The 19,184-nt window shown below is 39.4% G+C and carries 16 protein-coding genes, 1 pseudogene and 1 riboswitch; of the genes and pseudogenes, 10 read left to right on the top strand and 7 right to left on the bottom strand.

Features of this window, described 5'->3' with window-relative positions; all coding sequences use genetic code 11:
• Window positions 1-129 precede the first annotated feature (129 nt).
• Window positions 130-771, bottom strand: a complete 642-nt coding sequence (yihA, locus tag A3Q34_RS11195; RefSeq protein WP_220465222.1) for a ribosome biogenesis GTP-binding protein YihA/YsxC — start codon at window positions 769-771, stop codon at window positions 130-132.
• A 203-nt stretch (window positions 772-974) separates the two neighbouring features.
• Between yihA and A3Q34_RS21270 the strand changes: the two are divergent.
• The 8 genes and pseudogenes from A3Q34_RS21270 to A3Q34_RS20070 all read left to right on the top strand — a co-directional run.
• Window positions 975-1,601, top strand: a pseudogene (locus tag A3Q34_RS21270) (c-type cytochrome); the annotation flags it as partial.
• Window positions 1,596-2,207 (top strand): c-type cytochrome, encoded by a 612-nt coding sequence (locus tag A3Q34_RS21275; RefSeq protein WP_197517696.1) that lies wholly within the window; start codon window positions 1,596-1,598, stop codon window positions 2,205-2,207. The pseudogene A3Q34_RS21270 and the gene A3Q34_RS21275, both read left to right, overlap by 6 nt.
• A 197-nt stretch (window positions 2,208-2,404) precedes the next feature.
• The gene (locus tag A3Q34_RS11205) at window positions 2,405-3,028 is read left to right on the top strand and encodes a c-type cytochrome (RefSeq protein WP_070375442.1); all 624 of its coding nucleotides are present in this window, start codon (window positions 2,405-2,407) and stop codon (window positions 3,026-3,028) included.
• A 263-nt stretch (window positions 3,029-3,291) separates the two neighbouring features.
• A complete protein-coding gene (locus A3Q34_RS11210; RefSeq protein WP_070375443.1) occupies window positions 3,292-3,918 on the top strand; it encodes a paraquat-inducible protein A in 627 nt (208 codons plus the stop codon).
• Entirely contained in the window at window positions 3,908-4,579 is a 672-nt protein-coding gene (locus A3Q34_RS11215) for a paraquat-inducible protein A (RefSeq protein ID WP_070375444.1), read from the top strand. The genes A3Q34_RS11210 and A3Q34_RS11215 overlap by 11 nt, the downstream gene beginning before the upstream one ends.
• Window positions 4,569-7,589 carry a PqiB family protein gene (locus tag A3Q34_RS11220; RefSeq protein WP_070375445.1) on the top strand — a complete coding sequence of 1,007 codons (3,021 nt, stop codon included), beginning with the start codon at window positions 4,569-4,571 and terminating at the stop codon, window positions 7,587-7,589. The genes A3Q34_RS11215 and A3Q34_RS11220 overlap by 11 nt, the downstream gene beginning before the upstream one ends.
• Before the next feature lie 227 nt (window positions 7,590-7,816).
• Window positions 7,817-8,221, top strand: coding sequence for a DUF418 domain-containing protein (locus A3Q34_RS20530; protein WP_070375446.1), 405 nt, complete (start codon window positions 7,817-7,819; stop codon window positions 8,219-8,221).
• On the top strand, window positions 8,128-9,366 hold the full coding sequence (locus tag A3Q34_RS20070; RefSeq protein ID WP_083277981.1) for a DUF418 domain-containing protein: 1,239 nt from the start codon (window positions 8,128-8,130) through the stop codon (window positions 9,364-9,366). Before A3Q34_RS20530 ends, A3Q34_RS20070 begins: the two co-directional genes overlap by 94 nt.
• A gap of 15 nt (window positions 9,367-9,381) precedes the next feature.
• Here the strand turns inward: A3Q34_RS20070 and thiE are convergent, their stop codons facing one another.
• The 5 genes from thiE to thiC all read right to left on the bottom strand — a co-directional run bounded on the left by thiE (window position 9,382) and on the right by thiC (window position 15,246).
• Complete coding sequence (gene thiE, locus A3Q34_RS11235) at window positions 9,382-10,905, bottom strand: thiamine phosphate synthase (protein WP_070375447.1); 1,524 nt, start codon at window positions 10,903-10,905, stop codon at window positions 9,382-9,384.
• A gap of 131 nt (window positions 10,906-11,036) precedes the next feature.
• Entirely contained in the window at window positions 11,037-11,840 is an 804-nt protein-coding gene (locus tag A3Q34_RS11240; RefSeq protein ID WP_070377116.1) for a thiazole synthase, read from the bottom strand.
• 2 nt (window positions 11,841-11,842) lie between these two features.
• Window positions 11,843-12,076, bottom strand: coding sequence for a sulfur carrier protein ThiS (gene thiS, locus A3Q34_RS11245; protein ID WP_070375448.1), 234 nt, complete (start codon window positions 12,074-12,076; stop codon window positions 11,843-11,845).
• Complete coding sequence (locus A3Q34_RS11250) at window positions 12,066-13,277, bottom strand: FAD-dependent oxidoreductase (protein ID WP_070375449.1); 1,212 nt, start codon at window positions 13,275-13,277, stop codon at window positions 12,066-12,068. Before A3Q34_RS11250 ends, thiS begins: the two co-directional genes overlap by 11 nt.
• 7 nt (window positions 13,278-13,284) lie before the next feature.
• Window positions 13,285-15,246, bottom strand: coding sequence for a phosphomethylpyrimidine synthase ThiC (gene thiC, locus A3Q34_RS11255; protein ID WP_070375450.1), 1,962 nt, complete (start codon window positions 15,244-15,246; stop codon window positions 13,285-13,287).
• A 105-nt stretch (window positions 15,247-15,351) separates the two neighbouring features.
• Window positions 15,352-15,473, bottom strand: a riboswitch (TPP riboswitch).
• 175 nt (window positions 15,474-15,648) lie between these two features.
• On the opposite strand from thiC, the gene A3Q34_RS11260 reads away from it, so the two are divergent.
• Window positions 15,649-17,325 carry a M1 family metallopeptidase gene (locus A3Q34_RS11260; protein WP_083277982.1) on the top strand — a complete coding sequence of 559 codons (1,677 nt, stop codon included), beginning with the start codon at window positions 15,649-15,651 and terminating at the stop codon, window positions 17,323-17,325.
• An 80-nt stretch (window positions 17,326-17,405) separates the two neighbouring features.
• Here the strand turns inward: A3Q34_RS11260 and A3Q34_RS11265 are convergent, their stop codons facing one another.
• Entirely contained in the window at window positions 17,406-17,915 is a 510-nt protein-coding gene (locus tag A3Q34_RS11265; RefSeq protein WP_070375451.1) for an outer membrane beta-barrel protein, read from the bottom strand.
• Window positions 17,916-18,070: 155 nt separating this feature from the next.
• Here A3Q34_RS11265 and A3Q34_RS11270 point away from each other — a divergent pair, with 155 nt between their 5' ends.
• A complete protein-coding gene (locus tag A3Q34_RS11270; RefSeq protein ID WP_070375452.1) occupies window positions 18,071-19,012 on the top strand; it encodes a tetratricopeptide repeat protein in 942 nt (313 codons plus the stop codon).
• The last annotated feature ends 172 nt before the right edge of the window (window positions 19,013-19,184 follow it).

Genomic DNA, 19,184 nt, shown 5'->3' on the forward strand with positions numbered 1-19,184 from the left:
ATTTGCTTGTTAGGTTTGTGGGTGAAGATTAATGATTGAAAAACGAATGTTTTGTTTATCGCGTTTTTCGTATGAAAAACATTAGCCAAGTTAGACCTCAGTAAGGTCACTTGGCATTAAATTGCGATGCTAAAACTCTTCACTTTCGGGAAGGTCTGTTGGTAAATCGGCAGATAACCACTTACAAATTAGGTCATTTGCTGTTTCTAACCCCGTATATTTTAATGATGAAAAAGCTTGTACGGTAATATCTGCATTTAACGATGCTAAGGCTTTTTTAACCTGAAGCACTTCAGCACTTCTTTTACCTTGTGAAAGCTTGTCGCATTTTGTTAATAACGCCAATATCGGTAAATCACTGTCCGCGGCCCATTGGATCAAGTCCATATCAAGATCTTTTAACGGATGACGAATATCCATTAAAATAACTAGGCCTTTTAAACAATCACGTTTTTCTAAATATTCGCCAAGTGCTTTTTGCCATTTTTTCTTCATTTCAATCGGCACTTTGGCAAAGCCGTAACCGGGTAAGTCAACCAAACGTCTGTTAGGTGCGACTTCAAAAATGTTAATAAGCTGCGTTCGACCCGGTGTTTTACTGACACGAGCTAAACCACGTTGGTTAGTTAAGGTATTTAGTGCGCTTGATTTACCCGCATTTGAACGTCCCGCAAAGGCCACTTCTATACCGTTGTCTTCAGGCAAGCGACGAATATCCGGCGCACTTAAAGTGAAAGTGGCTTTACTTAAATGAATAACAGGTGATGACAAAATGGTGTCCAATAACAAATAAAAAAAGCATTATATCTTTTTTTTCTCGTGAAACAGTAAAAAGTGTCATTTTTTAAGCTTAATTTTTACTATGCTTATTACACCGTGATGATATTAGTGTAAAATATGACTAGTTTTTTATATTCATCCGTTTATTTTTTAGTGAATACTTAATCAATAGTAATAGAGCAGAGAGCCATTCAATGAATAAAATTATTTTTTCGTTAATTCTTGCCGTAACGAGTATTAATGTCGCGTTTGCAGCAACCGGAAGTGTTGATGCAGGTAAAAGTAAAGCAGCTATGTGTAGTGCTTGTCATGGTGCTAATGGGATTGGCGCAAGTGATGCGTTTCCTAACTTAGCGGGTCAGCATGCTGCCTATATTGTTAAACAACTACAAGCCTTTAAAAGTGGAACACGTGTCAACGCTATGATGGGACCAATGGCTGCAGGCTTATCCGATCAAGATATGGTTGATATCGGTGCTTACTTCTCAAGTTTAGATAGAAGTGGCGCAACCGTTTCAGTTGAACTTGCTAGCATGCATTCAGCTCCGGCTGCTGTAGTAGAAACTGTTGCTTATGTTGGCAATGCTAGTGCAGGTAAGAGCCTTTACGAATTAGGTGATGCTTCACGTAATATTGCTAGCTGTATCGGCTGCCATGGTAAAGAGGGCAATAGTCAGGTACTAATCAACCCTAATTTAGCCAACCAACATGCCCAGTATATCGAAAAGCAATTATATGCTTTTAAAGATAAAACGCGCATTAACTATGCAATGAATCAATTTGCTGGTGCGATGACCGATGAAGATATTGCCGATATGGGCGCCTATTTTGCTGATACCAAGGCCGTTGCTCATGTAAAACCTAAGCGTGTTACTAAGGTTGCGATTATTACCGAAGAAGCGATTGCCGGAAAAGCAAAGTCAGCAATGTGTAGTGCTTGTCACGGTGCGGACGGTAATAGTTTAGTGCCTATGTATCCAAAATTAGCAGGACAACATGCGGAATATACAGCTAAACAACTAAAAGAGTTTAAATCTGGTGTGCGTGAAAATGCGGTAATGGCAGGTATGGCTGCAGCCTTGTCTGAACAAGACATGGCTGAATTAGGCGCATATTTTGCTAGTCAAAAACCGACGCCAGGTAATGGTAAGGGCTCTGAACTAGGGCGCAAATTATACTTTGGTGGAGACCCAGCTCGTGGTATTACCGCTTGTATCGCTTGTCATGGCGCAACGGGTAAAGGTGTTGCAAAAGCTGGCTTCCCTGTTGTTGCTAATCAAAGTGTTGAATACTTAACTGCACAGTTAATGAGTTTTAAAACCGGTGAACGCAATAATGATCGTAATGGCATGATGGGAAATATAGCTAAACGTTTGAAGAAAAATGACATTGACGCATTAGCGCAATACATGTCTTCAATGAAATAAAGCACGGTTAAAAGAATATTTTTAAAAAAGCAGCTTAATAAGCTGCTTTTTTATGCCTGCTAAGTGATCAATAAATTAGTCCGATGGGTATAACTTGTGTAAACTGTTTGATATTGAAGACTGCAGTGCCTAAGGTAATAACCTTACCAATCATTGCTAGCCACATTTAATTATCTACATATATAGAGAGCTCATTGATGAAAAGAATACTACTAAGCTTGGTTTTATTAGGAACAAGTGCACTAAATATCAGCTATGCTGCCCAAGGTAATGTTGATGCCGGTAAAACAAAATCTGCAATGTGTGGAGCATGTCACGGTGTTGATGGTAATAGCTTAGTACCTATGTATCCTAGTCTGGCTGGACAAGGTAGTAGCTATATCGCGAAACAATTAGCTGACTTTAAAACGGGGCTAACTTCGGGCGGAAAAGAAGGTCGTGTTAATGCAATTATGGGTGGTATGGCCATGGCATTGAGCGAACAAGATATGCTTGATTTAGGCGCTTATTATAGTGCACAACCTGCAAAATATGCGGGTGGAGCAACCAGTGACGTTGGCAAAAAGCTATATTTTGGTGGTGATATAGAGCGTGGAATTACCGCTTGTATTGCTTGCCATGGCGCTGATGCAAAAGGCATGTCACAAGCTGGTTTCCCAGCTCTGGGCGGACAAAATGCAATGTACTTAACTGCTCAGTTGGAAAGTTTTCGTTCGGGAGCTCGCAACAATGACAAAAATGGCATGATGCGAAATATTGCTATGAAGCTAGAAGATGCAGATATTGCCGCCTTAGTGCAATACATGTCGACGATAAAATAGTCGCTTATAGCTACATGTAGTTCTGAACATCGTCTTTATTTGCCATCCATGGCACCAAGACATACCGTTCATCCTGAACATCGTCTTTATTTGCCATCCATGGCACCAAGACATACCGTTCATCCTGAACATAAAGCAGCTTAATAAGCTGCTTTTTTATTGGCTATGATAGGTTAATGTCGTACACTAAAATAGATATTATTAGTTGGTAATTTGTTGATTTTAAAGGTAAGGGTAATTATCTTGATGGAACTGGGTCTTTAGTGAAAAATCATTCAGTTGTTAATAATATGATTGCTTGTCATCAATGCGATTCGTTATTACCTATGCCGTATTTATTAGAAGGACAAAATGCTTTATGTGGTTGTTGTGGCGCGATGTTGTTTTCAAAGAAGAGGGATGCGATTAATCGAACCCTTGCTGTCGCCATTGCAGGGTTATTGTTTTTTTTACCCGCGGCATTATTACCTATTATTGGCATCGGCGCCGCAGGTCTTTACAACGATGCCTCTCTGGTTGACTGTATTACGCTTTTAATCGATAGTCGCAATTACGTACTCGCCTTTGCTGTTTTTATGTTTACCATTGCTATCCCTGTAGTGAGGCTGATCACGGCCTTATATATTTCATGGTGCATAAAGTTCCAGAAAATTAAACCTTCGTTGCTAGTGTTTTTTCGCTCTTATCATCTTTTAGATACTTGGACGATGCTTCACGTATTTTTACTGGGTGTTGTTGTCTCTATGTATAAACTTTCTTCAATGGCTGATATGACGATTGATGGTGGGTTAGTTAGCCTAATATTGCTGTTGTTATGTTCAACATTGGTGTCGGTCACAATAGATCAGCACAATATATGGCATGAGCTGGAGAAATCTCTTGAGCAATAAAGCCCTTGCCGCAGGTTTAGGCAGTTGCCCAAAGTGTCATAAGCTCAATGTTATGCATAGCGAGCGACAAGTCTGTTCACGTTGTTTAACGCTATTTTCTGCTCGAAAACCTAAAAGTGTTGAATACACGTTAGCTTGGACCATTGCCGCGTTAGTGATGTTTATTCCGGCCAATATCTATCCTATGATGGTGTTTTATACTTTCGGCAAACCCGAAGCCTCAACCATTTTGGAGGGTATCGCCATTTTTATTCAAATGGGGATGTTGCCAGTAGCGGTCATCATTTTTATTGCTAGCTTTGTTATACCCTTAGGGAAAATTATTGGCTTATTTACCTTGATGTACAACACCAAAAGAAAAACACAATTGTCGTTAAAACAACAAGGAAAGTTATATCATATTGTCGAATTTTTAGGGCCATGGTCAATGCTTGATGTATTTGTGGTGACGGTCATGGCTGCGGTCGTTAACTTAGGCTTTTTATCTAGTATTGAACCAAAAGTTGGTATTACCTACTTTACCTTAATGGTGGTTTTTACCATTTTTGCCGCGGAAAGCTTTGATCCTCGACTATTATGGGATAACTATCAGAAGCATAATCATCAGTCACTTTCTGAAAAAACATATAACAATACGGATGTCTCTCATCATGACGAATAAAACTATTCTTGCCGAATCAAAATCCATTATTAAAAGTCGAGAAGGTATTTCTGCTGTCTGGTTAGTGCCTATTATTGCGTTGATGTTTGGTGCTTGGTTAATTATAAAAGCTGTTTCTGACCGAGGCACATTTATCACTGTTCAGTTTGAAAGTGCTAGTGGCATTGTGGTTGGTAAAACACAAGTTCGCTATAAAGGACTTACCACAGGTATTGTTCGTCACGTTGAAGTATCTGAAGACTTACAGAGTGTTATTGTAGAAATTGAAATGATTTCAAGCTCGAAAAAAATGTTGACTGATAAAACACGTTTTTGGTACGTGACTGCCGACGTTTCATTTCAAGGAATTACCGGATTAGACACTTTGTTATCAGGGAGTTATATAAATGTGATACCTGATATTGAAGAAGAAGGTAAAGCAAAGAGTCATTTTATTGCCTTAAGTGAAGAACCGGTATTAGATCAAGCAACGCCAGGTTTACATGTATCATTAACAACAAAAACCTTGGGTTCATTAGGCAAAAAATCACCGGTTTTATTTAAACAAATTACCGTCGGTTATGTCGCTGGATTTAACTATGTAGCAACTTCTGATCTGATCAATATTAACCTTTTTATTGAACCTGAGTATGCTAACTTAGTAAAAGAAAACTCGCGTTTCTGGAATACCAGTGGCGTAACAGTATCGGGCTCATTAACTAGTGGCGTTACTGTTCATACCGATTCATTGGCTTCTGTTGTTGCTGGAGGAGTGGCTTTTGGAAACTCTGATTATGAAGCGGTTATGGGACCGGCTATCAATGGCCAAAATTTCACCTTATATTCTGATTATGAAACCGCCAATATGGGTCATGAAATTCAGTTAATGTTAAACTGGAATTCAGGTATAGATCGCGATGCAGCGATTATGTATCAAGGGTTAACATTAGGAAAAATTACCGACTTTACTCGTATTGATCCCGAAGAAAGGATCATCGAAGCCAGTGCTATTATCAATCCTCGTATCATTCCCTATTTAACCAGTGGTTCGCAGTTTTTTGTTATAGCGCCCAACTTGGACTTAGGCGGCGTTACAAACTTACATACATTAATGTTAGGCGCGCACATTGGTATTCGTCCATCAGTTGATGGTAAACCGTTAAATAAATTTAACGTCTATAATCAAGAACCTGCCTACCAATATAGCGAACCTGGGTTACATTTAGTGTTAAAAGCACAAGATGTTGGTTCTTTAACCACAAGCTCTAATATTTATTATAAACAGCAAAAAGTAGGTACTATTCAGGCAATTGAAAATATTGGCCCGAGTGAGTTTTTAGTACACATCTTCATTGAACCTAAATACAAAAGCTTTGTTTCTAATGATAGTCACTTTTGGAACGCCAGTGGTTTGCATATTTCAGGTGGCTTACAAAATTTTGATATACAAGCGCAATCTATTCAGTCGATGTTAGCGGGTGGTATTGCTTTTGACTTAGGAGATAATAATGAAAAATTAGCACCTAAGAATGGTGACAACTTTCAGCTATTTATTGATAAAAATGTGGCAAAACAACGCTCAACATTTAACCTGTATACGAATAGTGCCCATGGTTTAAGTACCAAAACTCGTATTATGCTAAGGGGTGAAGAAATTGGTTCTGTTCATAAAGTCATTCGCCAGCAAGACCAAGTTACCCTTCAGGTTGGGGTCTTAGCCGATTACGAATATATTCTACGAGAAAACAGTCAGTTTTGGCTCGTTAATGCCGACTTGTCTTTGTCAGGAATGACAAATACCGATGCTTTATTTGGCGGGGCGTATATCAGCGTTAACGTTGGAGAGGGTGAAAAAGCCCATGATTTTATTGTCACTGACTTACCACCGGCAAAACACTTATCATCAAAAGGACTACAACTTTCGCTAAAATCAGAGCAAGGGAATGTCGTTAATCCTGGCAGTCCGATCAGCTTTAGAGGCATAGCTGTAGGACAAGTGGATAATGTTTCTCTCGATACCACAGGTAATAACGTTGAAATAAATATTACCGTTGATGAAGAATACCGACATTTAATTTCAAATTTTACCCGTTTCTATAACGCCAGTGGTGTAACAATAAGTGGTGGTCTAGGGAGTTTTATTGTTAAAACAGAATCTGCTGATGCAATATTAAAGGGGGGGATCAGTTTTATAAACCCAGAAATAAAGCCTGAGCAAGACACTGTTGAAGAGGGAGAGAAATTTACGTTATTTGATAATGTTGAGTATGCAAAATTAGCGGGTGTTGCCATAGAAATTCATTTTAGTGATGTTGAGGGCTTGAAAAATAATTTAAAAATAAAATATCAAGATCAACAAGTTGGCTTAGTTTCTCGGATCAAATTTGATCAGCAAGGATTTGGCGCGACCGTTTATGCTTTTTTAAATGACAGTGGTCGAAAGTTTGCTGTTGCAGACTCAAAATTTTGGTTTGCTAAACCAGAGCTTGCTCTTGTGGGATCAGTAAATGTTGGCGCTATTCTAGAGGGTGGCTTTATTGGATTAATGCCAGGTAAAGGAGAAATAAGTCATCGCTTTGAAGCCAAAGCCATTATGCCTGTAACAACGACGCTTCCTACAGGGTTAAATCTTTCATTAAGTGCAAAAAACTTAGGTTCAGTAAGAACTGGTAATCCTGTGCTCTATCGACAAGTTAAAGTTGGTCGGGTAATTGGTGTCGACTTATCACCTACCGCCGACACCGTTAATATCTATATTAATATTTATCCGCGTTATGCGCCTTTAGTAAGCCAAAGCAGTCGGTTTTGGAATACCAGTGGTATTCGTATTGATGCGGGGCTTTTTTCAGGGATCAATATAGACTCAGAATCTATAGAAACACTGCTTGCCGGTGGAATAGCTTTTGCGACACCTGAGGTTGACGTTAATGAAACTTTTCAGCCAGCAGAGCAAGGACAACTATTTAAGTTAGCACGAGATGTTGATGACGATTGGCATAAGTGGCAACCTAAAATTGAATTGTCGCAATAAGAACAAGAGATACCATCATTAACTTTGTTCAATACACTGTCGGCGATAGCGTTAAGGAAAAGCCGTAAATTTGGTCTAAAGTTACAATTTATTGTCTATTTGTTAATAATTATAATATTAAAATTCATATAATTCGTTACAAAACAGCAGGTAACGAATTGGCATGACTCATGCTTTCAAGCGTGAAGACAATATTAACTCATTATAATAATACAGTGGAAAAACCTATGGAAAATGAATTCCCCGGCGCTAATAAAGAGCTAACACCGCTAACAAACTCAAATCGTATTCAAGTGATGGACTTACTTCGTGGTTTTGCCTTAATCGGCATTATTATGATGAATATCGAATGGTTTAATCGTCCTGTTAGCGCATTACTGAGCTTCGATTATAGTCTTACCGGCTTCGATTGGGCATCAAGTTGGTTAGTTAAAGTGTTTGTTGAAGGTAAATTTTATAAGTTGTTTTCAATACTTTTTGGTATGGGCTTTGCCATCATGCTCGTTAGGGCGCAAGAGGCAGACCGTAAATTTGGTGCATGGTTTACCCGACGCATGTTGGCATTATTTGTTTTTGGTATGGCGCATTTAATTTTTCTTTGGGGGGCGATATTATTCATGACTATGCGGTAGGAGGTTTGCTTTTACTGGGTTTTGTTTTACTTTTACGCACTAAAAAATTAGCACAATTTAATACCCCCGCTACGTTTGCAAAAGTGGGTTTTTCGCTATTACTGATGCCGTTATTCGTTTCAATGTTTGCCGCTCTTTATTTTGGTGTTACCCGTGACAACACCGTTATAACCAACGATTGGCAACAGGAAATCAGCATTAATCAGCAGCTTGATGTGTTACTGCAACAAGAAAAAGATAATCCAAAAGAAATATGGGTTAGTAAAGATACAGAGATTGAAGACGAAAGTACCTTAATAGCAGCGAGTGCGGCAGTCATCGATAGTGATGTTGAAGCATTAGAAGAAAAAGAAGAAACTGTAGAAGAAGTCGATGAAGATAGCATGACCGACGAAGAGCTTATTATTTATAAAGCTCAACAGCGTTTTGAACGAAAACAAAGCCGTGCGCAAGATGAAGCAAAAGAAACAGCAGCTTTTACGCAAACTAGCTATATTGAAGCGACTAAGTACCGAGCTAAAAGCGCCGTTGAAGCTTTAGGTAACACGCCAACCTTTGCCTTCTTTGTTTGTTTACCTCTTTTCATGGTGGGCTATTGGTTAGTCGCTAGTGGCAGAATGAAAAACCCACAACAACACCAAAGTTTCTTCGGTGTTATGTGCTGGGGCGGATTGAGCATTGGCCTACTGTTAAGTATTGCTGGAACTTTTATTAGTCTACACCCAGTGACAAAAAGTGCTATCGAAGTGAGAGCGGGCGGACAAACTATTTTTTACTATGGGCAGTTTGTTCTCTGTGCCGGTTATATTGGGTTATTTGTAAAATTAGCCAGCAAAGCTTGGTTTATCAAAGGTTTTTCATGGTTGGCACCGTTAGGAAAAATGGCGCTTACTAATTACATCGGTCATTCTATTATCTTAACGACAATATTTTATGGCTATGCTGGTGGTATGTTTGGCCAAATAGCCCGCGGACAACAAATGCTTATTGTCGTCGCGGTGATTTTTGCCCAAGTTGTTTTTTGCACGCTCTGGTTGAAATTCTTTAGGTTTGGCCCGTTAGAATGGTTATGGCGCTCAATAACGTACCTGAAATGGCAACCACTACGCTTAGAAAAAAAGCTTGATACAAGTATCGCCTCTTAGGTTTTACTGGAAAAATTACTGCATAATATGCTGGAATTGTTTAACTGCGATTTCAGCATTTTCACTTTCAGTGATCGCAGTAACAACCGCTATGCTGTCAACACCTGTCTGCCAAACACGCTCTGCTCGTTGAAGATTAATGCCGCCAATGGCTACAACTGGAATATTGCTGGCTAATTTCAATAGCTGTTGTAAGTTTTCTACCCCTTGAATTTGTCCGCTCATATTTTTAGTTTTAGTTGGAAATATAGCGCCAATCGCTAAATAAGAGGGTTGTAATTGTTGTGCTAATAAAAATTCATAACAACCATGAGTACTAATACCTAAGTGTAAACCTGACTGTTGAATTTTAGTTAAATTAGCGTTTTGTAAATCTTCTTGGCCGATATGCACACCGTAAGCACGATGCTTTATTGCTAATTGCCAATAATCATTAATAAACAAGCGCGTTTTATATGGCTGACTAATCGCTATGGCTGCAATGATTAGCGCTTCAAGCTCGATGTCAGTCTTATTTTTCAGCCGCAGTTGAATAATGTTTAAGCCTAATGGCAATAAACGTTTTAACCAATAAAGTGAGTCAACCACAGGGTAAAGCCCAAGCTTATTATCCAATAGTGCCAACGATGGAAAAGGTGGTAACGCCTGATATTTCTTGACTAGGTTGGATGATATTCTGGGGAAAAAGTCAGCATTATTAGGCCAATGAGTTTGTTCAAATGCGCCATAATAATCGGGTTTTTTCATGCTAGCAGTTACCGATTTAGCTAAACCTTGATTAATAAATGCTTTTGTTAAGGTAAAGGCATCACGTAATAAATAGCCGTGTGCTAAAAAAGCCGTTACTGCGCTAGCGAAGGAGCATCCCCCACCATGACTGTAAGAGGTATTTATTCGCGGTGAAGAGAGTTGATAGCTTATCGATGATTGTTCAACGTGATGTAAACAATAGTCATCACTGATTTGTAAACCAGCATTGTCTAACACCGCACTGTGCCCACCTTTTACGATGACGCTGGCGACGCCTAATTCGGCAACTTTTATTGCCAGCTCAACGGGGTCAAGTGTCAATAAGTTTGATAATTGTTGCGCTTCCAACAAGTTGGGAGTAATAACATCAACATAGTGGAACAATAGGGTTAAATCTTCACGCTCTAGTGTCGAAAAACTACCACCGACGCTCGCTTGGCCAACGGGGTCAAAAACGACTATTATTTGGGGGTAGTTAGCTTTAAAATCCGCTAATAATTCGGTTAACCATGTGACTTGTTCAAGATTGGCTATTAAGCCAATCTTAATGACACTGGGTGGTTTATCATCAATTAATACCTTGGCTTGTTGTTGTAATGTCTCGCTAGCGACCGGATTTATCGAGACAAGGCGGTTAGCGTTTTGTACGGTATTCGCGGTGATCAAATGACAAACTTCAACACCCAAGGCATGACCTGTTTTTATATCGGCGGCAATGCCCGCACCACCAGAGCAATCGCTGCCAGAAATCGTCCATACAATTGGTTTTTCTTTAACACTTTCTGTCATAGCTTTATCCTTGTTGCCTTATTGATGCCAAAAAGGTGTATCTAAGGTTGGCGTTGATCGTCCAGATAGTCGGTTTTTGTTTAACACTTTCTGTCATAGCTTTATCCTTATTGGCTTATTGGCTTATTGGCTTATTGATGCCAAAAAGGTGTATCTAGGGTTGGCGTTGATGGGTGAGCGGTTTGTCGTTGCTGCATTACACCCGCCATGTATCCTTGCTCGCCAGCGACAATGGCTTGTGCGAAGGCTTTTGCCATTAGCACCGGACTATCTGCCAAGGCAATTGCTGAATTTAATAATACGGCGTCGTAACCCATTTCCATGGCTAGACAAGCATCTGAGGGTTTGCCAATACCCGCATCTAAAATGAGAGTTGCATCTGGAAGCCGCGAACGAATTGTTGCTAAATTATAAGGGTTCATTAGACCCTTACCTGTGCCTATTGGCGATGCCCAAGGCATGATCACCTGACAACCTAAGTCATATAAACGCTGACACACCACTAGATCGTCGGTGCAATAAGGTAGCACTTTAAAACCCTCATTTAACAACTGTTCACTGGCCTTTAATAGCTCGATAGGGTCTGGTTGTAAATTATAGTCATCACCGATAACTTCTAATTTTATCCAATCCGTTTGAAAAATTTCACGGCTCATTTTTGCCAGGGTTACCGCTTCTTTAGCTGTTTTACAGCCCGCTGTATTGGGTAATAAAAAACCCTGAGTCTCTTTAACAACCTCTTGAATATATTGCCAAATTTTTGTACCTGACTGTTGCGCAGGGTTCTGGCGTTTTAACGACAAGGTGACAATTTTTGAGCCACTGGCTAATATCGCTTGTTTCATGATCTGTGGCGAAGGATAAAGTGCGCTACCAATTAATAAACGACTATTAACCGCTTGTCCGTATATCATTAGCTCGGTTGAAAAGGCCATCATTAACCACCCTGAATAGGAAACAGTATATCGATACTATCCCCTTGATTAATTATGGTTTTTTGATAATCAGCTTTACCAACAAAGTCACCATTAAGAGCCACAGCAAAACTTTGTTTTTGTTGCTCTGGCGTTAAATAATGCAGTAATGCTATTGATATATTGGGGGTTAGACTGACAATGGTGATTGCTTGTCCATTGATAAAATAGGTTGTTATAGCTGCTTTAGTATTCATTGATGGCTAACCACTTATGATAAGGAGATTCTGTTAATGAGCGACGCTCGAAAAAATGCGCAACGGTAAACTCTAACTGCTTTAACACAACCGGCGCAATAAGGTAGCCGTGGCGAAACAATCCATTGACCTGGATAAGCCGATTTTGCAGTGAGATTTTAGCTTGGTTATCACTAAAAGCTGGTCTTAACTGGCTAATATGTTGACGAATATTGGCTTCAGCAAATCCAGCATGGACACTATAAGCCGCGCTGAGTAATTCCATTGAAGAACGTACCGTCATTGGCGCGCAGTCTTCACTTTCGATTTCAGTTGCTCCCACGACATAAAAGCCGTTAGTTTTAGGGGCAATATATAATTGATAGCGAGGGTGCATTAAACGAATAGGCCGGGTAATATTGACTTCAGGGGCAAATAATTGAAATATCTCACCTCGTACTCCTCGTAAATCTTTTAAGGGGGCTGCGGTGTTTTCGCCTGCACTGTTGCGTGCGCCTGCACCACGACAGTCAATTGCTAAATCAGCAGCAATAATATGCTTTGACGTGTTAGTTTGCTTATTGCCTTTGTCGCCTAGTGGGCTATCCTCATGGTATGTTACTAAACAGCTCGATTTTTGCTGTTCAATGTTAACGACAGGTGCACTTTCTAACCAAGTAACGTTACTTTTTTCTAGCTGCTTTTGCAGGGCTTTTAGTAATTTACGATTACCTATTTGCCCTTCTTCAGGTAAAAACAACCCGTGATTAAAGCGATGAGCTAATTCGGGCTCAAGGGCAAGTATTTGTTGGCGATTCAGTTGCTGTAGCTGATGTTGCGGATAATGATTTTTGATATAAGCCATGAAACGCTGATAATCGCCTTGGTCTTGCTCATGGCTAACCATTAAGGTGCCTGCTTGTTGAAAATAAGTGTAACTGTCTAATTTAGCGAGAATATCAGGCCAAAGCGCTAATGACTCAAAGCCCATTTCAACAATATTACGATCGCTATGCATAGCTTCACCTAGCGGCGTTAATAAACCGGCAGCAGCATAAGCGGCACTTTGGTGGCCTTGTTTATTATCTTTATCAATCAAGGTCACTTGATGACCTTGATTAACCAAAGACAATGCCATTAAACGACCCACTAACCCTGCGCCAATAACAACGATATTGGCACAGATTTGAGTAGGTTTAGGGAACTGTTGAGAAATAGTCATCGGCTGACTACTTCACCTGATGGTAAATTTCACTACCGGTCGCTTTAAATTCCGCTGACTTTTCAGCCATGCCTTGTGCTATATCGGTTGGCGTTGCATCTAAAACAATGACTTCGTCAAGTAACTGTATTTCTATTTTATTGCTGGCTTCAAGACCCGCGGCATAATCACGTACTTCCTGAGATATTTTCATCGAACAGAATTTTGGCCCACACATAGAGCAGAAATGGGCAACTTTACCCGATTCTTGTGGCAAGGTTTCATCGTGATAAGCCTTGGCTCTTTCAGGGTCTAAACCGATATTAAATTGATCGTACCAACGAAATTCAAAGCGTGCTTTGCTCATCGCATTATCGCGAATTTGCGCCCCCGGATGACCTTTTGCTAAATCGCCGGCATGGGCTGCAATTTTATAGGTCATTAAACCTTCTTTAACATCTTCTTTATTGGGTAAGCCTAAATGTTCTTTAGGAGTGACATAACAGAGCATGGCACAACCGTACCAACCAATATTAGCGGCGCCAATACCCGAAGTAATATGGTCATAACCCGGTGCAATATCAGTCGTTAACGGACCTAAGGTATAAAAAGGAGCTTCACCACAATGTTTAAGTTGCTCGTCCATATTTGCTTTGATCATATGCAGTGGCACATGCCCAGGACCTTCAATTATCGTTTGAACATCATGTTGCCAAGCAATTTTAGTTAATTCGCCTAAGGTATGTAATTCGGCAAATTGTGCTTCATCGTTGGCATCAGCAACCGAGCCAGGGCGTAAACCGTCGCCGAGTGAAAACGAGACATCGTATTGCTTTAATATTTCACAGATATCTTCAAAGTGGGTGTATAAAAAATTTTCTTTATGATGCGCTAAGCACCACTTCGCCATAATTGAACCACCACGTGAGACAATACCGGTAACACGCTTAGCGGTCATTGGAACATAGCGTAATAGTACACCGGCATGAATGGTAAAATAATCAACACCTTGCTCGGCTTGTTCGATAAGGGTATCGCGGAAAATTTCCCAGGTTAAGTCTTCTGCCACGCCATTTACTTTTTCTAGCGCTTGATAGATAGGTACCGTACCAATGGGCACTGGCGAATTGCGCATGATCCATTCGCGGGTTTCATGAATATTACGGCCCGTTGATAAATCCATTACCGTGTCTGCACCCCACTTGGTTGACCAAACCAGTTTTTCTACTTCTTCTTCAATGGAAGAGGTCACCGCCGAATTACCAATATTGGCATTTACTTTAATTAAAAAATTACGGCCAATAATCATCGGCTCACATTCTGGGTGGTTAATGTTTACCGGAATAATTGCTCGGCCACGCGCGACTTCATCTCGGACAAACTCTGCGGTAATTTGCGTTGGAATACTGGCACCAAATGACTGACCTTTATGTTGTAGTAGTAAGGTTTTATCTTTGACCTCCTCACGTTTTAAATTTTCACGAATGGCAATATATTCCATTTCAGGGGTAATGATCCCTTGGCGAGCATAGTGCATTTGGGTAACGTTTCGACCTTTTTTAGCGACACGCATTTTAGGTAAGTGTTCAAAGCGTATTGCGTCAACACCATCGTCAGCTAAACGTTGTTGAGCATAAGTAGAGCTATTTGATGTTAATAGCTCAACATCACCACGACTATCAATCCAACTTTCACGCAGGCGAGGGATACCTTTGTGTACGTCTATCTCGACACTTTCATCGGTATAAAAACCTGAGGTATCGTAGACGCAAAGTGGTTCATTTTTTTCGTAGGTTGGCTTATCTTTGTTACCCGCTAATAAAGTATCAGACAAGGTAATTTCGCGCATACCTACCTTGATATCGTGAATTTTACCTTGCACATAAACTTTTTTAGAATTTGGGAATGATTGATCTGAAACGTTTTTTAAAAATGTTTCAGCTTGTTCGCGACGTTCTCTGCGAGTGAGTTTGTTAGCTGGTTTGGTCATTATGTTGCCTTTTAATAAGTTGCATTTTGTTATAAATGCAGTAAAAAAAAGACGAAGTGTAGAGTGAGGAAAAAATAAAACGGATTAAATATTAATGCTTTAACCGCTATATTTTACCTTGTTCCCTTACGCAGATATTAATCTGATCAGGTTCTACGGATCCCGCTTTCGCGATCTCAGCTTTGAATATTTCTTTAGAAATAATCTCAGCACTCCGACAAGTAATTATGGTGATTCTATCGTATTAGTTTCAAAATACGCAATCATAATGTTGTATTTGGTTATAATTAATTTTTTAGATAACAATGTGAGTCGTTGATAGACCTTACCCTTTTTAGGGTTCACAATTTATATTACACAATGCTAGTATATTGTATACGAGAGAGTGTTAGGACAATAACAATGATAAAAAAACGGATAACGACTTCACTTGCTGGCTTAGTTTGCGCTATGGTTTTTGCTGGGCATGTTAGCGCGAGTAATTGGCAACAAGAAAGTGGCAAAATAACGCATCAAGAACAATTACGTGGCTCAATAACACCAGAAAGAATGTGGTGGGATCTAATTCATTATCATCTTAATGTAAAAGTTGACCCTGAAACTAAGCTATTTTCAGGTAAAAACATCATGACTTATAAGGTGCTAGCTAAAGGTGAACGTTTACAAATAGAGCTACAAGCGCCAATGAAGCTTGAGAAAGTGCACCAAAATGGTAAAGCGCTTGAAGTAGAGCAAGATGGCTATTCTTATTTTATCACCCCAGCCAGTAAGCAAGAAATAGGCTCAGAGCAGAAGATAACTATGTACTTCTCTGGACAGCCCGTTACCGCAAAAAACGCCCCATGGGATGGCGGTATTACTTGGAAGAAAGACAGTAATGGTCTCGACTTTATTGCCACTTCAAATCAAGGCATTGGCTCTAGTATTTGGTGGCCAAATAAAGATCATCCTGCCGACGAGCCCAACAACGGCGTGTTAATCAGTGTTGAGGTGCCAGAACATTTAATGGATGTGTCTAATGGCCGATTAATTAAAGTTGAAGACAATAAAATTGATAAAACAAAAATTTATCATTGGCAAGTTGTCAATCCTATCAATAATTATGGGGTCAATATTAACATTGGTGACTATGTTCATTTTGGTGAAAAGTATCAAGGTGAAAAAGGTCAGCTTGATATGGACTACTATGTTTTACGAGAAAACTTAGCGAAAGCAAGAAAACAGTTTAAAGAAGCAAAACGAACCATTGAAGCGTTCGAGCATTGGTTTGGTCCTTATCCGTTTTATGAAGACAGTTATAAACTGGTGGAGGCACCATATTTGGGGATGGAACATCAAAGTTCGGTAACTTATGGTAATGGTTATCAAAATGGTTATTTAGGACGTGATAGAAGTAGTACTGGCCCAGGATTATTATTTGATTTTATTATTGTCCATGAATCAGGCCATGAGTGGTTTGCCAATAACATCACCAATAAAGATGTTGCCGATATGTGGATCCATGAGAGCTTTACCAACTATTCAGAAAGTCTATTTTTAGAGTATCATTTTACCAAAGAGCAAGCCTTTGAATACGTTCGTGGTCAACGGATGAATATTGGTAATCAATCCCCTATTATTGGCGAATATAATGCTAATCGCGGTGGTTCTGGTGATATGTACGATAAGGGTGGCAATTTGTTGCATACCATTCGCCAAGTGATTAATAATGATGAAAAATGGCGAGAAATACTCCGTGGATTAGGTAAGGTTTTTTATCATCAAACAGTGACTACCCAAGATATTGAAAACTACATTAGCACACAATCAGGTATCGACTTAAGTAAGGTCTTTGATCAATATTTACGTGATATACGTATTCCCACTTTCGAATATTTTATCAAAGATAAAGTGATGAAAATTCGTTGGGGTAACGTGGTTAAGGGGTTTGATATGCCGTTACGCGTCACTATTGCCGGTAAAACACAGTGGCTAGCACCAACAGCAACTTGGACTACTGTTGAACTTGAGCAGGAAAACCCAAATATAGCCGTTGATGCTAACTTTTATATTTCGACGCTTAGTGTTTTAGGTCATTAGTTTTAAAAATTAACGATATAAAATTAAAAAGGAGAGCTTATTGCTCTCCTTACACGTCAACGGTCAGTTAAATATTGCGCTTAAAAAGCGTATTTAAAACCAACAGAAAGTAATTTAGTACCGTCATACGTTTCATAAGAGGCTTCAACGCTCACTTTTTTATTGAGGCTATAACCAACACCAGCACCGATGCCAAATTCCCATGAATCATCAGACGCTGATTCGCCACGATAGCTTGCTTTGAGGTCTAAGTTTGCATAAGACGGCATTACATAAACATATGCGCGATTGTTGAAGTCATATTGACCACGCAAAGATAAAGCGAGTAAGCTTTCTACTTCAATTTTAGCACCGTAAAGCGAGTCGTCACCAACACCAGTACCGAGACGAAGTTCAGGCATCAAGTAAAAATTTTTCGCTGAATTTTCAATTTTATATGCCACTGAGCCATAGATAAAGTTCAAAGAGATATCGTCGCCATCAGAGCTATCAGATAACTGACCGAATCCACCGCCCACTTGCCAATCAGCTGCTACGGCTGTTAGAGATAGACTGAAAAGAGTGAGTGCGATAGCGGTTTTCTTAAACATAATAAATCCTTTATTTTATTTGGGTTAACTTTAGGTTAAATTAAGGTGAAAATTTCGCGGCAGAGCTTAACACCAAGATATTTTTTGTTCAATAATCTTTAATCAATTATGGTCTGGTACTTGGCAACTAATAAAATCAGTGGCAATATTTAACGATGAATAAACATTTTTTTATCTCTTCAAAGCCTTATTCACTTGGACTCACAGCACTATTATTGTGGGTGTTTTGTTTACCGGTTGCAAAAAGTTATGCAATGAAAAGTGAGAGCACAGCAAAGCTATGTCAGCGCTCGCCATCATCATGCCTAGAAAAAGTTAATATTGAATTAACCCAAGTACAGCCGAAAAGCCGTATTTGGTTTAGCTTAATGCAATTTAAATTGTCCTCACTATTTATTTTGCAACACAGTGATGAGCTTTACCAAGAAACAAAACGTTGGATAGACGAGGAAGATCTACCGATCCCTTTTCAAGTCACACTTTACATGTATTATGCTAAATCTCTACTTAGTCATGGCGACTTAGTAGAAGGTAAGCGTTATATTTATAAAGCAAAAGCACAATTAGCAATAATGAATGAAGTCTATCCATCTCCAATTAAACTTATTGAAATTGCCAACTTACAAATGTTTATTGGTGAGCTACCTGAAGCCTATGAGTCACTTAATGCTTTAAAAGAAAAATATAAAAACAGCCGTAATCCGCAGTTTATGATGGAACTTTTCGGTCATTTAGGTCATGTTGCTAGGCAACTTGAATTGCATGATGAAGCACTTGCCCACTGGTATGCAACCGTTCCTTGGAGTTATAAATATGGTAATGAACAACAAATAGCGACAGTACATTTTAATTTAGCGCAAGCACAGCAACACGCTGAACAATTATCATTAGCTGAAAAAAGTTATTTAGCCGCAATTAAGCATGCTGAAATTGCTTTAGATGTTGTTAAAGTCTCTCATGCAAAATTGTACTTAGCCGAAATAAAGTTGCAGGGCGGTGATAAAGAACAAGCCGAAGAGTTATTACTGGCCATTAACGAAGAACTCTTAGCACCCAACCTGCTATTAAAGCTCAATGACCTTAAAGGTGAATTATAAAAACCTTTAAGGGGGAATAGATAAAAAGCACGCTGTAAAAAGGTTTGTAAATCCTTATGGTGAATATCTCGCCTTCATAGTACAGCCCAATTTATTAATCGGGCTAAAATAATTTTATCCATTTCAATAGGCTGTTATTCCTGATATTTATCCACTATCATTGTCTTTAAGA

This window comes from Colwellia sp. PAMC 20917, from assembly GCF_001767295.1.
GTDB lineage: Bacteria > Pseudomonadota > Gammaproteobacteria > Enterobacterales > Alteromonadaceae > Colwellia_A.